Here is a 14739-nt window from a genome sequence, read left to right on the forward strand (position 1 = left end):
ACCATGTCGAAATTTTTTATCGACCGCCCGATTTTCGCCTGGGTGATCGCCCTGGTGATCATGTTGGTCGGGGCTCTATCGATCCTCAAGTTGCCGATCAACCAGTACCCGGCCATTGCACCGCCGGCTATCGCGATTGCCGTGACCTACCCGGGCGCTTCGGCGCAGACCGTGCAGGACACCGTGGTCCAGGTGATCGAGCAGCAACTCAACGGTATCGACAACCTGCGTTATATCGAGTCGTCGAGTAACTCCGACGGCAGCATGACCATCACAGCGACCTTCAATCAGGGCACCAGCCCCGATACCGCCCAGGTCCAGGTGCAGAACAAACTGAACCTGGCCACCCCGCTGCTGCCGCAAGAAGTGCAGCAGCAGGGTATCCGCGTGACCAAGTCAGTGAAGAACTTCCTGATGGTGATTGGTGTTGTCTCGACAGACGGCAGCATGAACCGCGACGACCTGGCCAACTACATCGTTTCCAACATGCAGGACCCGATCTCGCGGACCGCCGGTGTCGGTGACTTCCAGGTGTTCGGTGCCCAGTATGCGATGCGCATCTGGCTTGACCCGGCCAAGTTGAACAACTTCAAGCTGACCCCGGTGGACGTGAAAACCGCCATCGCCGCGCAGAACGTCCAGGTCGCCTCCGGGCAACTCGGTGGGCTGCCGGCCATGCCCGGCCAACAGCTGAACGCCACCATCATCGGCAAGACCCGCCTGCAGACCGCCGAACAGTTCAAGGCGATCCTGCTCAAGGTCAACCAGGACGGCTCGCAAGTACGCCTGGGGGATGTCGCCGATGTCGCCCTCGGCGGTGAAAACTACAGCATCAACGCCCAGTACAATGGCAAGCCGGCCTCCGGCCTGGCAGTGAAACTCGCTGCCGGCGCCAACGCCCTGGACACCGCCAAGGCCTTGCGCCAGACCATCGCCACCCTGGAGCCGTTCTTCCCGCCGGGCATGCAAGTGGTCTACCCGTACGACACCACCCCGGTGGTGACCGAATCGATCAAGGGCGTGGTTGAAACCCTGGTCGAGGCGATCGTGCTGGTGTTCCTGGTGATGTTCCTGTTCCTGCAGAACTTCCGCGCCACCATCATCACCACCATGACCGTACCGGTGGTACTGCTCGGGACCTTCGGGATCCTCGCTGCGGCCGGTTTCAGCATCAACACCCTGACCATGTTCGGCATGGTACTGGCCATCGGCTTGCTGGTGGACGATGCCATCGTCGTGGTGGAAAACGTCGAACGGGTGATGAGCGAGGAAGGCCTGTCACCCAAGGAAGCGACCAAGAAATCCATGGGGCAGATCCAGGGCGCATTGGTGGGTATCGCCCTCGTGCTCTCGGCGGTACTGCTGCCCATGGCGTTCTTCGCCGGCTCCACCGGGGTGATCTACAAACAGTTCTCGATCACCATCGTCTCGGCCATGGCCCTGTCGGTGATGGTTGCCCTGATCTTCACCCCGGCGCTGTGCGCCACCATGCTCAAACCGATTGCCAAGGGCGACCACGGCACGGCCAAACGCGGCTTCTTCGGCTGGTTCAACCGCAATTTCGATCGCAGTGTGCGTGGCTATGAGCGCACCGTCGGCAGCATCCTGCGCCACAAGGCGCCGTACCTGCTGGTCTACGTGATCATCTTTGCCGGCATGATCTGGTTGTTCATGCGCATTCCGACCTCGTTCCTGCCGGAAGAAGACCAGGGTGTACTGTTCGCCCAGGTACAGACGCCATCCGGCTCCAGTGCCGAGCGGACCCAGGCGGTCCTCGACGAGATGCGTGAGTATCTGTTGACCAAGGAATCCGACACCGTGGCCTCGGTGTTTACCGTGAACGGTTTCAACTTCGCCGGTAATGGCCAGAGCTCGGGCCTGGGCTTCATCATGCTCAAGCCATGGCATGAGCGCACCAGCCAGAACAGCGTGTTCGGCCTCGCCGCCCGCGCGCAGCAGCACTTCTTCTCCTTCCGCGATGCGATGGTGTTTGCCTTCGCCCCTCCGGCCGTACTGGAGCTGGGTAACGCCATCGGTTTCGACGTCTATCTGCAAGACAAGGCCGGTATCGGTCACGAGAAGTTGATGGCCGCCCGCAACCAGTTCCTCGGCATGGCCGCGCAGAGCAAGGTGCTCAGTCAGGTGCGTCCGAACGGACTGAACGATGAGCCGCAGTACCAACTGAGCATCGACGACGAACGCGCCAGCGCCTTGGGCCTGTCCCTATCGGACATCAACAACAGCTTGTCGATTGCGCTGGGTGCCAGTTATGTCAACGACTTCATCGACCGTGGTCGGGTGAAGAAGGTGTTCGTGCAAGGTAAACCGAGTTCACGGATGAGTCCTGAGGACCTGCAGAAGTGGTACGTGCGCAACACCGCCGGGGTCATGGTGCCGTTCTCCGCCTTCGCCAAGGGCGAGTGGGTCTACGGTTCGCCGAAGCTCTCGCGTTTCAACGGCGTCGCCGCCGTGGAGATCCTCGGTGCTCCGGCCCCCGGCTACAGTACCGGCCAGGCCCTGGCGGAAGTCGAAGCCATCGCCGCGAAACTGCCGGCCGGCGTCGGGATTTCCTGGACCGGCCTGTCGTACGAGGAGAAGCTGTCCGGCTCCCAGGCGCCGGCGTTGTTCGCCCTGTCGCTGCTGATGGTCTTCCTGTGTCTCGCCGCACTGTACGAGAGCTGGTCGATCCCCATCGCCGTGGTGCTGGTGGTACCGCTGGGGATCATCGGCGCGCTGTTGGCGACGACCTTCCGCGGGCTGTCCAACGATGTGTATTTCCAGGTGGGCCTGTTGACGACCATCGGCCTGGCGGCGAAAAACGCCATCCTGATCGTCGAATTCGCCAAGGAACTGCATGAACAGGGCCGCAGCCTGATCGATGCCGCCGTCGAGGCTTGTCGGATGCGTCTGCGTCCGATCATCATGACCTCCCTGGCGTTCATCCTCGGCGTGGTGCCGTTGGCGATTTCCACCGGTGCCGGTTCGGGTAGCCAGCACGCCATCGGTACGGGCGTGATTGGCGGTATGATCACCGCGACGATTCTGGCGATCTTCTGGGTTCCGCTGTTCTTCGTATCGGTGTCGTCCATCGGCGGCGAGAAGAAGCACAAGAAGTCAGACACTACTGAAACTCCAAGCAACGAGGCTGGCCAATGAGCAAGTCCCTTCTCAGTGTAGCGGTCGCGGCCTTCGTGCTCAGCGGTTGCTCGTTGATCCCCGACTACCAGCGTCCCGCAGCGCCGGTAGCGGCGCAGTACCCGCAAGGGCCGGCCTACTCGCCGGCCCAGGCGGCAAACACCGCCGCCGCCGAACAGGGCTGGCGCCAGTTCTTCAACGACCCGGCGCTGCAACAGCTGATCCAGGTGGCCCTGGAAAACAACCGTGACCTGCGGGTTGCGGCACTGAATATCGACGCCTACCGCGCCCAGTACCAGATCCAGCGCGCCGACCTGTTCCCGGCGGTCACCGCCAATGGCAACGGCAGTCGGCAACGGGTACCGGCGGCCGCCTCTAGTACCGGCAGGGAAACGATCAACAGCCAGTACTCGGCGACCCTCGGGATCAGCTCCTATGAGCTGGACCTGTTCGGCCGTGTCCGCAGCCTGAGCGAAAAGGCGCTGCAGACCTACTTCGCCAGCGAAGAAGCGCGCCGCACCACCCAGATCAGCCTGGTGGCCAGCGTGGCCAATGCCTACCTGACTTGGCAGGCCGACAAGGAACTGCTCAAGCTGACCCAGGACACCCTGGCGGCTTACGAGGAGAGCTACAAGCTGACCGCCCGCAGCAACGAAGTGGGCGTGGCTTCCGCCCTGGACCTGAGCCAGTCGCGGACATCGGTGGAAGGTGCGCGGGTCAAACTGGCGCAGTTCACGCGCCAGGTGGCCGAAGACCAGAACAGCCTGGCCCTGCTGCTCGGTAGCGGCATCCCGGCCAACCTGCCGGCGGCTCAACCGCTGTCGGCCAAGCTGCTCAGCGACATGCCGGCCGGCCTGCCGTCCGAACTGCTGCAACGGCGTCCGGATATTCTCGGCGCCGAGCATCAGTTGCAGGCGGCCAATGCCAATATCGGCGCCGCCCGCGCGGCGTTCTTCCCGAGCATCAGCCTGACGGCCAATGCCGGGACCTTGAGCCCGGATATGGGTGGTCTGTTCAAGGGTGGCTCGGGGACCTGGTCGTTCGCACCGAGCATCAACATTCCGATCTTCAACGCCGGTAGCCTGAAAGCCAGCCTGGATTACTCGAAAATCCAGAAAGACATCAGCGTCGCCAATTACGAGAAAGCCATTCAGACCGGCTTCCAGGAAGTCTCCGATGGCCTGGCCGCACGCCAGACCTTCAACCAGCAGTTGCAGGCCCAGCGTGACCTGGTCGCCGCCAACCAGGATTACTACCGCCTGGCCGAGCGTCGCTATCGCATTGGTGTCGACAGCAACCTGACCTTCCTCGATGCCCAGCGCTCGTTGTTCAGTGCCCAGCAATCGCTGATCAGCGATCGCCTGTCGCAGCTCACCAGCGAGGTCAACCTGTACAAGGCCCTCGGCGGTGGCTGGTACGAAAACAGCGGCCAGGCCAAGCCGATCTCCGAGGAACCGCCGAAAGGCTGACCCCTCACCAGCCCACCGCTTCCAGGTGGGCTTTTTTTTGCCTGGACAAAAGGGCTAGTGGGAATCGCCGTCCCACCACCAATTCCAGAACCCCGGCAGGTGCACGGGCACAGCGCTGTCATGCACCGTGCGCGCCATGATCGCTCGCAACAAGGCCGAACTGTCCGTATAGAAAGGCTGCTCGGCGGTCCGCACACCGGTGTCCCGCGCGCAGTCCATCAGGATTTGCAGATATTCCTGCATATGCCGGGCGGTGTAGCGATTGAGGTCGTGAAAGGTCACCACCACCGGAATCACCCCATCGACCACCGGCATTTCACCACGGGCGATCTGTTCGCGGACTTCGGCCAGGTGCTTGAGCAGGTTGGCTCGCCGCTGCGGGCTGGCGGTGATGCCCCAGACCTTGCCGTCATTGGCACTCAGGTCGGTCAACAACACGTGCAGGCCATGCTGCTGGTAAGCGGCGAAGGTGCGCTTGTCGTAGTTCCAGAACGGCGGACGCAGGATCGTCGGCGGCGCGCCGGTGATCGCCGTAATGTCCGCAATGCCATTGTTGAGCGACTGCTCCAGTTCTTCCGGGCTCAAGGAGCGGTGATTGGTGTGCGAGGGGGTCGCGGTATGAAAGCCGAGGATATGCCCTTCGGCATGCTCGCGACGCATCAGCGCACGACCGATGTCGCTGTTACCCGCTCGGGTGGCACGGGTCTGGACGAAAAATATCGCCTTGATTCCCGGTTGGATCGGGTTATGCGCCAAGTCATCGAGCACCGACGCCGTCGGGTTCCAGAAACTCGAGGCGTTGGGACCGTCATCGAAGCTCAGCAGAAAACGGATCGGCGGCTGCGAACGCAGGGCCTGTTCGGTTTGGGGTGTCAGGGGCATCGGCGGACCGATGCAAGCGGCAAGGCTCGTGGCGATCACAAGCCCTGACAGCAATGCAGCAAACGACTTCATGGATAGGGTGGGTCCGGATCAAGGCAATGGCAGAAGGGCCATCGCCCTTATCAGAGCACAACATCCGCGAAGGCGTTCAGGCCGCGGTGAAAGTTTCATCTAAAAGAGAAGGATTTCACTCGGAACGTTTCACACCCTGGCGGACAGGAAATCCAGCACCCGCTGGCTGAAGCCGTCGCCGGCCTGCACGTTGGACAGGTGCGCGGCATGGAACTCGGCGTATTCGGCGCCCTCGACGTGCTGCTGGATAAAGATCCCGCCCGAAGGCGGCGTCACCGCGTCCTCGCTGCCGGAAATCACCAGCAACGGCAGCTGGATCTGCGTCAACTGATCGCGAAAATCGGCGTCGCGCACGGCGCAGCAGCTGGCCGCATAGCCCTCGGGCGAGGTGGCCGCGAGCATCTCGGTAATCGGTTTGACCCGATCCGGGTGCGCCTCGGCGAATGCCGGGGTGAACCAGCGTGAAACCGCCCCGTCGCGCAGGGCCAGCATCGCCGCCTGGCCGCCCGTCGAAACGGCTTCGATCCGTGGATTCCAGCCGGCCGCATCGCCGATCTTGGCGGCCGTATTGCAGACAATCAGCCGGTGCAGGCGATGGCCGGCATTGATGCCCAACCATTGGCCGATCAGACCGCCCATGGACAGGCCGCAGAAGTGCGCCCGCTCGATCTCCAGCGCGTCGAGCAACGCCAGGACGTCATGCCCCAGTTGCTCGATGCTGTAAGGCCCCGGTGTCACCAGCGAGCGACCATGACCGCGGGTGTCGTAACGCAGTACCCGAAAGTGCTCGGCAAACAGCGGAATCTGGGTGTCCCACATCCCCAGGTCAGTCCCCAGCGAGTTGGACAGCACCAGTACCGGAGCCTCGGGCGGTCCATCAAGCTGGTAATGCAGTTCACCTTCGGCAAGTCGTACGAAACCCACGGTTATCCCCTTCAAATAAAAACCCAACGTATTGACGCGCGTCCGTAAAGGACGCGCGCGAACCGATCAATGATCGTGGTGCAGGTAGGCCGCTTCTTTCGGCAGGCGCAGGCTGAACAGGAAGGCCACCGCCATCATCACCGTCACATACCAGTAAAAGGCGTTTTCCATCCCTACCGACTTCAGGTTCAGGGCCACGTATTCCGCCGAACCACCGAAGATCGCATTCGCCACCGCGTAGGCCAGGCCCACGCCCAGTGCGCGCACCTGGACCGGGAACATCTCGGCTTTGACCAGGCCGCTGATGGAGGTGTAGAAACTGACGATCGCCAGTGCCAGGGTGATCAGCACAAAGGCCAGGAACGGGCTGGTCACGGTCTTCAGGGTCAGCAGGATCGGCACCGTGCACAGGGTCCCCAGGGCGCCGAACCAGAGCATGCTGTTACGCCGGCCGATACGGTCCGAGAGCAGGCCGAACAATGGCTGCATACACATATAGAGGAAGAGTACGGCAGTCATAATGAAACTGGCGGTCTTGGCCGTCATGCCGGCGGTGTTCACCAGGTACTTCTGCATGTACGTGGTGAAGGTGTAGAAAATCAGCGAGCCGCCGGCGGTGTAGCCGAGCACGGTGATAAAGGCGGCCTTGTGATCGCGGAACAACGCCCGGATGCTGCCGGCGTCCTTGTCCTGGCGGGTTTCCTTGCTGGTGGTTTCCTTCAGGGCGCGGCGCAGCAACAGCGAGATCAATGCCGCGATGGCACCGATCACAAATGGAATCCTCCAGCCCCAGGCCTTGAGCTCCGGTTCGGTAAGGAACTGCTGCAGGATCACCAGTACCAGCACCGCCAGCAACTGGCCGCCGATCAGGGTCACGTACTGGAACGAGGCGAAGAAGCCACGCTGGCCACGCAGGGCCACTTCACTCATATAGGTCGCGGTGGTGCCGTATTCACCGCCCACCGACAGCCCCTGGAACAGACGCGCGACCAGCAGCAGAAACGGTGCCCAGGCACCGATGGACGCGTAGGTAGGCAGGAAGGCGATGACCAGGGAGCCACCGCACATCATCAGCACCGAGATCATCATCGAGTTCTTGCGGCCATGTTTGTCGGCCACGCGGCCGAACAGCCAGCCACCGATGGGCCGCATCAGAAAGCCGGCGGCGAACACACCGGCGGTGTTGAGCAACTGCGCCGTGGGGTCGCCAGACGGAAAAAACGCCGGGGCGAAATAGATCGCGCAGAAGGCATAGACGTAGAAGTCGAACCACTCGACCAGGTTGCCGGAAGAAGCACCGACAATCGCAAAAATTCTCTTGTTACGTTCTTCGGAGGTGTACGGCATCGTTGTTGTTGTCATGTCTCATCACTCGAAGGAGGTAAGTTGCAGTCTAGACATACTTTGCAACAGACCTGTTTTGCAAGAACATTCGCCCGAATGACAGTGCGTGGCAGTCATCCGGGCGCCTGTTTTGTTGCCTGTGGATCTCAGATCCGCTCAATCGCCAGCGCCAGCCCCTGCCCAACGCCGACACACAGGGTTGCCAGGCCCTTGCTGCCGCCGGTCTTTTCCAACTGGTGGAGTGCTGTCAGCACCAGGCGGGCCCCGCTCATGCCCAGCGGATGACCGAGGGCGATGGCACCACCGTTCGGGTTGACCTGCGGCGCATCGTCAGCGATACCCAGTTCGCGCAGCACCGCCAGGCCCTGGCTGGCGAAGGCTTCATTCAGTTCGATAACGTCGAAGTCGCTGACGGCCAGCCCCAGGCGCTCGGTCAACTTGCGCACGGCCGGTACCGGGCCGATCCCCATGACCCGGGGCGCGACACCGGCACTGGCCATGCCGAGCACCCGGGCACGGGCTGTCAGGCCATGTTTCTTCACGGCCTCGGCGGAGGCCAGGATCAGCGCGGCGGCGCCATCGTTGACACCCGAGGCATTGCCAGCGGTGACAGTCTTGTCCGGACCGTTGACGGGCTTGAGCCGGGCCAGGGCCTCCAGCGTCGTGTCCGCCCGTGGATGCTCATCGTGCTCGACCACGGTCTCGCCTTTTTTGTGGGCGATTCGCACCGGCACGATTTCCTCACTGAAGAAACCGGCGGCCTGGGCGACAGCCGTGCGTTGCTGGCTGCGCAGGGCAAAAGCGTCCTGGTCGGCGCGGGACACCTGATAGTCGTCCGCCACGTTGTCGGCGGTCTGCGGCATCGTATCGACACCATATTGAGCCTGCATCAGCGGGTTGATAAAACGCCAGCCGATGGTGGTGTCTTCCAGTTTCATATTGCGGGAGAACGCCGCGTCGGCCTTGCCCATCACGAAGGGGGCACGGGACATGGACTCCACGCCGCCTGCAATCGCCAGCTCCATTTCGCCGCTGGCAATGGCGCGGAACGCGGTGCCGATCGCGTCCATTCCCGAGGCGCAGAGACGATTGAGGGTCACGCCGGGCACCGTCTCCGGCAACCCCGCCAGCAACAGCGCCATACGGGCGACGTTGCGATTATCTTCGCCAGCCTGGTTGGCACAGCCGAGAAACACTTCATCGAGCTCGTTCCAGTTCACCGACGGGTTGCGTTCCATCAGCGCCTTGATCGGCACAGCCGCCAGGTCATCGGCGCGCACGCCGGCCAGGCCGCCACCGAAACGACCGATGGGGGTACGAATGGCGTCACAGATAAAGACATCGCGCATCAGGCTTCTCCAGGGGTTTGGCCGTGGGCCGCGGCGGTGCGGGTTTCGAGGTCGCGCAAGGCGTTCAGTTCGATCTCGCTGGGGGCATCGCTGACCGCAACCTGATCGGCAAAGCGCACGGCCCAGCCGGTGGCGGCGATCACTTGCTCGCGGGTCACCCCCGGGTGCAGCGCGGTCACCACGAACTCGTGGCTGGGGGCTTGCGGCTCCATGATGCACAGGTCGGTGATGATCCCCACCGGGCCGGCCCCCGGCAGACCCAGGCGTTTGCGCGAATCACCGCCTTCGCCGTGACCGACCGAGGTGATGAAGTCCAGCTTGTCGACGAAGGAACGTGCCGACTGCTTGAGGATGATCAGTACGCTTTTCGCCGAGCCGGCGATTTCCGGGGCTCCACCGGCACCGGGCAGGCGGACCTTGGGCGAAAAATAGTCGCCAACCACGGTGGTGTTGATATTGCCGAAACGGTCGACCTGGGCCGCGCCGAGAAAGCCGACATCAATGCGCCCGCCTTGCAGCCAGTAGCGAAAGATCTCACCGGTCGGCACCACGGTGTCGGCGGTTTCCGCCAGTTCGCCGTCACCGATGGACAGCGGCAATACACTGGGCTTGGCGCCAATCGGCCCCGACTCGTAGATCAGCACCACATCCGGCGAAGAGGTCAGGCGCGCCAGGTTGGCGGCCTTGGATGGCAGGCCGATGCCGACGAAGCAGACCGAACCGTTCTTCAGGCGGCGGGCGGCGGCCACCGTCATCATTTCATTGGTGGTGTAGGTCATCACTTAACCTCCGAAGCGTGGGCCAGTTTGCTCTGGAACTCGGCAAAGTTCGCGGTGCCATGGATGTACTCGTCGATCCAGGCAGTGAAGGTGGCGCGGTCGCGGGCGATCGGGTCCCAGGCCTGGTAGAAACGGTTATCACGTTCGGTATAGCCATGGGCGTAGGACGGATGGGCACCGCCGGGGACATGGCAGACGGCGCTCAGGGCCCAGGTCGGCAGGACACAGGCGTTCATCGGCGCCTGCAGGTCGTCGACGATTTCCTCGACGGTGACGATGCAGCGCTTGGCCGCCAGGGCCGCTTCCTTCTGCACCCCGAGAATGCCCCAGAGCAACACATTGCCCTTGCGGTCGGCTTTCTGCGCGTGGATCACGGTGACGTCCGGGCGTACCGATGGTACGGCGGCCAGCACTTCGCCGGTGAACGGACAGATGACCGTCTTGATCAGCGGATTGACCTTCGGCAGATCAGAGCCGGCATAGGCCCGCAGGACCGCGAACGGCAAGCCGGAGGCGCCGGCCACATAGGCGTTGGCCAGGTCGGCATGGCTGTGCTCTTCGATTTCCAGCGGGTGCGGCCAGTGTTTCTCGACGGCATCACGCAGGCGGTGCAGCGAGCCCACGCCCGGATTGCCGCCCCAGGAGAAAATCAGCTTGCGGGCGCAACCGGCACCGATCAACTGGTCATAGACCAGATCGGGCGTCATGCGTACCAGCGTCAGGTCTTTCTTGCCCTGACGAATGATTTCATGACCCGCCGCCGTCGGAATCAGATGGGTGAAGCCTTCGAGCGCGACGGTATCGCCGTCGTTGACGAACTGCTTCACCGCGTCATGCAGCGAAAGGATTTCAGCCATGGATGCAGACTCCCGGTTTCAACACACCTGAGGGGCGGCGCGAAATTCAGCGCCGTGATGAGCTCAGGGTAAGCCGGGGGTCGGCGGCCTAACAATCCGATAATCGATTAACTGTTCGATAATCGAACGGATTGTTTGCAAGCTACCGTTTAATCCTTCAAGCGATTCGTCCAGGAAGGCGCAGCCGCGTCGACTCAGGAAAACAGCTGCGCACTCAGTTCACGACTGGCCTTGAGCATGCTCGGCAGGAAACGTTGCTCCAGTTCGCTACAGCTGACACGCCCGGCATGAGCGCTGACGTTCAGCGCCGCCAGCACTTGCCCGGAGGCGTCGTAGACCGGCACGGCAATCGAACGCAAACCTTGCTCCAGTTCCTGATCGACAATACACCAGCCTTGCTGGCGAACCTGTTGCAGGCATTCGAGCAAGGCGTCGGGGGTATGCAGGGTCCGACTGGTCTTGGCCTGCAGGTCGGCGTGTTCGAGATACTCGTGCAAGGAAGCATCGTCCAGCGCCGCCAGGAGGATTCGGCCCATGGACGTGCAATAGGCCGGCAAGCGGCCGCCCACCGAAAGATCGACCGAGATCAGCCGCCGGGTGGTGGCCGAGCGGGCGATATAGAGGATGTCGTCGCCTTCCAGGGTCGCCATGTTGCAGGCTTCGTGCAGTTGCTCGCTCATGCGATCGAGATAGGGCTGCGCCGACACCGCCAGGGGCGTGGACGACAGGTACGCGTGTCCCAGGGTCAAGACCTTGGGCAACAGCGAATAGGTCCGTCCGTCGGTGGTGGCATAACCGAGCTTGATCAAGGTATGCAGGCAGCGTCGCACCGCCGCCCGCGGAATTTCCGTACGGTGGCTGATCTGCGCGATGGTCAGGTGCCGTTTGCGTTCCTGGAACGCCTGCACCACCGCCAGGCCACGGGCCAGCGAAGTCATGAAGTCGGGGTCGCCGGTAAACGCCTGGATACGCTTGGCCGGCGAGGCGACGATGGGCGGTGCCACGGAGGCGAAGGCATCACGCAGTTGGTCGTTCATTACAAATTCCTTGTCTGCCGTGGAGGCCCATTACAGGCCGGGCCCGGGCGGATAGGCAAGCCGGGACCATTCAACTTTGTGCGATTATCGAACCACTGGCCGATAATCGCAATTGACCCTGATCGCCGCAGCTTATACCTTGGACACGCCGCGCGGGTTTCCCGGGATACTGGTCAGGTACCCACCGGGAGGGCTGCGTCGGTCCGGCCTCACCCACGAAGTGAGGCCGTTTTTTTTAATCCTCTGGCGGTCACGCCCAGGGCGTCGATCAAGAAGTTGAACAACGGCGCCTCAACAGAACCGGGATTGTATTTCCAAGTATCGGGTTTATTGCACTGCAACTTGAATTGATAACTGTCGTCAAAAAACAGGCAGCGGTTACCTCGCCCTCAAGTTACAGTTAAAAACTCCTACACCACAAAACTCACCAACAAAGTTGACGAATTCCCTTATCTTCGCGATAGTATCAGTCAAACCGACCGCTATAATACCCTGTACGACCTCAAGGCCGTCTGGCCCGACAGGGGTTCCGACTCTCAGCGCTCAAGCCCGAGATTGAACGTCTCGTCAGGGCGGTTGTGTTTAATTGAAGACAATAACTCAACTCAAATTAGGTAGTACTGTGACGAAAGACGAACTGCGCGCGGAACTTGAGCGCCAGGAACAACGTTACAAGGATGTTTACGGCGGGGCTGTCACCACCTACGCCGCGCAACCCGATCCGGAGCGCAAACCCTGGCGCAAACGAGCCAGTCTTCTGGACCAGGCATTTACCCAGGAACTGCAAAAAATGGAAAAGGAACTCAAGGCTGAAGAGCCTTAGGCTTATCGGTATTGATACCTTGCCGGGCCTCGCCCCTCGCCGCCAGGCCTTTCCTACCCGGACAACGCCTGGTCCGCTGGACACCAAGACCTACGCCATCCGCGTGTCAACCGTCGGGCCTGACCGCCCACCCAGGTCAAATGGCGTCAGGCAGGCCCTCACCTGAAAGTTTTCTGGCATAATCGCGCCCCCTTATGACCGGGTCAGAAAACCTTCATGATCGATTTATTCAGCGGACTGGATGCCTGGGTGATTGTAAGCCTGGTGCTCGCCCTGGCCTTTGTCCTCAGCTTCGAGTTCATCAACGGCTTTCATGACACCGCTAACGCGGTGGCCACTGTTATCTACACCAAAGCCATGCCACCTCATCTGGCGGTGTTCTTTTCCGGTGTATTCAACTTTCTCGGCGTGCTGCTGGGCGGGGTCGGCGTCGCCTATGCGATCGTCCACCTGTTGCCGGTGGAACTGCTGATCAACGTCAACACCGGACATGGCCTGGCCATGGTGTTTTCGCTGCTGGCGGCGGCCATCGCCTGGAACCTGGGCACCTGGTACTTCGGTATCCCGGCCTCCAGCTCCCACACCCTGATCGGCTCGATCCTCGGTGTCGGCCTGGCCAATGCCCTGCTCAACGGCATTCCCGTGAGCGAAGGGGTGAATTGGCAGAAAGCAGTCGACATCGGCGCCTCGCTGGTCTTCTCGCCGATTGCTGGCTTGCTGGTGGCGGGCCTGATACTGGTCGGCCTGAAATGGTGGCGTCCACAGTCCAAGATGCACAAGACCCCGGAACAGCGGCGCAAGATCGACGACAAAAAGCATCCGCCGTTCTGGAACCGCATGGTGCTGGTGATCTCCGCCATGGGCGTGAGCTTCGTGCACGGTTCCAATGACGGCCAGAAAGGCATCGGCCTGATCATGCTGGTGCTGATCGGTATTGTCCCGGCGCAGTTCGTCCTCGACCTGAGCACCACCACTTACCAGATCGAACGCACCCGCGACGCGACCCTGCACCTGAGCCAGTTCTATCAGCGCAACAACGCCACCCTGAGCGAATTCCTCGCCCTGGGCAAGAATGTTGCCGACGATATGCCGGGCAAGTTCCGCTGCAACCCGCAACGCACCGAAGCGAACATCAACGCCCTGATGAGCAACCTCACGGGCGTGACCGACTACCATTCGCTGTCGCCGGACAAGCGCATTGAAGTGCGTCGCGACCTGCTCTGCCTGGATGACACCGCCAAGCAAGTCGGCAAGTTGCCGGGCCTGGATTCCCGGGAAAAGGCCGACCTGGAAAAACTGCGCAAGGACCTGACCGCCACCACCGAATACGCCCCGTTCTGGGTGATCATGGCGGTAGCCCTGGCCCTGGGCCTGGGCACCATGATCGGCTGGAAGCGCGTGGTCCTGACCATCGGCGAGAAAATCGGCAAACAGGGCATGACCTATGCCCAGGGCATGTCGGCGCAAATCACCACCGCCGGTTTGATCGCCCTGGCGAATATCGTCGCCCTGCCCGTCTCGACCACCCACGTGTTGTCGTCAGGCGTGGCCGGGACCATGATTGCCAGCAAGAGCGGCCTGCAAGGCAGCACCATCAAGACCATCCTGCTGGCCTGGCTGCTGACCCTGCCAATGACCATCGGCTTGTCCGCCGGCTTGTTCTGGCTGGCGACGAAGGTGCTCGGCAGCTGATTCCGGGCGGATAACAAAAAAGGTGCGCTCCCATCGGGACCGCACCTTTTTTATTGTCGATAAAAAGAGCAAAAAAAAGGGCGACCGAAGTCGCCCAAAATGCCTTGCGTGCTCGTTCCCTGGAAGCTCTACGGTTTTTTCCGTTTATGTGAGTCTTTCCAGATAAAAAATCCAAAACCGGCGAAGAACATCACCATGAGGCCGACGGTCAGCACTCCGGCGATCACCACGTTATCGAAGAACATGACTGGCCTCCTGCACTTGCCCTGTTGCGATGGGGCTAAGTTAGCCCAGGGGGCACAGTGAAAAATTGACCAGGATCAATGCCGCCCAAGGCCGGGCGCGGGAGAAGGGGAATAACTGATCCATATCAAGA

Annotated in this window: 12 protein-coding genes; 4 read left to right on the forward strand and 8 right to left on the reverse strand. The window is 61.7% G+C overall.

Going from position 1 to position 14739, the window contains the following annotated elements; translation table 11 throughout:
- Positions 1-3 precede the first annotated feature (3 nt).
- Positions 4-3156, forward strand: a complete 3153-nt coding sequence (locus tag M5B42_RS04435; RefSeq protein WP_103496338.1) for an efflux RND transporter permease subunit — start codon at positions 4-6, stop codon at positions 3154-3156.
- Entirely contained in the window at positions 3153-4604 is a 1452-nt protein-coding gene (locus tag M5B42_RS04440; protein WP_103496337.1) for an AdeC/AdeK/OprM family multidrug efflux complex outer membrane factor, read from the forward strand. The genes M5B42_RS04435 and M5B42_RS04440 overlap by 4 nt, the downstream gene beginning before the upstream one ends.
- 54 nt (positions 4605-4658) lie before the next feature.
- Here M5B42_RS04440 and M5B42_RS04445 read toward each other — a convergent pair whose 3' ends face one another.
- From M5B42_RS04445 to pcaR, 7 genes are all read right to left on the reverse strand, one after another.
- Positions 4659-5558, reverse strand: a complete 900-nt coding sequence (locus M5B42_RS04445; RefSeq protein WP_103496336.1) for a polysaccharide deacetylase family protein — start codon at positions 5556-5558, stop codon at positions 4659-4661.
- A 129-nt stretch (positions 5559-5687) separates the two neighbouring features.
- Positions 5688-6482 (reverse strand): 3-oxoadipate enol-lactonase, encoded by a 795-nt coding sequence (gene pcaD, locus M5B42_RS04450; RefSeq protein ID WP_248745129.1) that lies wholly within the window; start codon positions 6480-6482, stop codon positions 5688-5690.
- A 66-nt stretch (positions 6483-6548) separates the two neighbouring features.
- A complete protein-coding gene (locus tag M5B42_RS04455; RefSeq protein ID WP_248745130.1) occupies positions 6549-7844 on the reverse strand; it encodes an MFS family transporter in 1296 nt (431 codons plus the stop codon).
- A gap of 128 nt (positions 7845-7972) precedes the next feature.
- Complete coding sequence (gene pcaF / locus M5B42_RS04460; protein ID WP_248745270.1) at positions 7973-9178, reverse strand: 3-oxoadipyl-CoA thiolase; 1206 nt, start codon at positions 9176-9178, stop codon at positions 7973-7975.
- Complete coding sequence (locus tag M5B42_RS04465; protein WP_178129803.1) at positions 9175-9957, reverse strand: CoA-transferase subunit beta; 783 nt, start codon at positions 9955-9957, stop codon at positions 9175-9177. Before M5B42_RS04465 ends, pcaF begins: the two co-directional genes overlap by 4 nt.
- On the reverse strand, positions 9954-10811 hold the full coding sequence (locus tag M5B42_RS04470; RefSeq protein ID WP_248745131.1) for a CoA transferase subunit A: 858 nt from the start codon (positions 10809-10811) through the stop codon (positions 9954-9956). Before M5B42_RS04470 ends, M5B42_RS04465 begins: the two co-directional genes overlap by 4 nt.
- 194 nt (positions 10812-11005) lie before the next feature.
- Positions 11006-11848: a pca regulon transcriptional regulator PcaR gene (pcaR, locus tag M5B42_RS04475; RefSeq protein WP_152737931.1), complete on the reverse strand. Its 843-nt coding sequence runs from the start codon at positions 11846-11848 to the stop codon at positions 11006-11008.
- Positions 11849-12470: 622 nt separating this feature from the next.
- Here pcaR and M5B42_RS04480 point away from each other — a divergent pair.
- A complete protein-coding gene (locus M5B42_RS04480) occupies positions 12471-12671 on the forward strand; it encodes a hypothetical protein (protein WP_040064907.1) in 201 nt (66 codons plus the stop codon).
- A gap of 216 nt (positions 12672-12887) precedes the next feature.
- Positions 12888-14363, forward strand: a complete 1476-nt coding sequence (locus M5B42_RS04485; RefSeq protein WP_103496329.1) for an inorganic phosphate transporter — start codon at positions 12888-12890, stop codon at positions 14361-14363.
- A 128-nt stretch (positions 14364-14491) separates the two neighbouring features.
- Here the strand turns inward: M5B42_RS04485 and ccoM are convergent, their stop codons facing one another.
- On the reverse strand, positions 14492-14608 hold the full coding sequence (gene ccoM, locus M5B42_RS32105) for a cytochrome c oxidase subunit CcoM (RefSeq protein WP_017127681.1): 117 nt from the start codon (positions 14606-14608) through the stop codon (positions 14492-14494).
- Positions 14609-14739: the final 131 nt, after the last annotated feature.

It is taken from the genome of Pseudomonas sp. MWU12-2037 (assembly GCF_023242345.1).
GTDB classification, from domain to species: Bacteria; Pseudomonadota; Gammaproteobacteria; order Pseudomonadales; family Pseudomonadaceae; genus Aquipseudomonas; species Aquipseudomonas gingeri_D.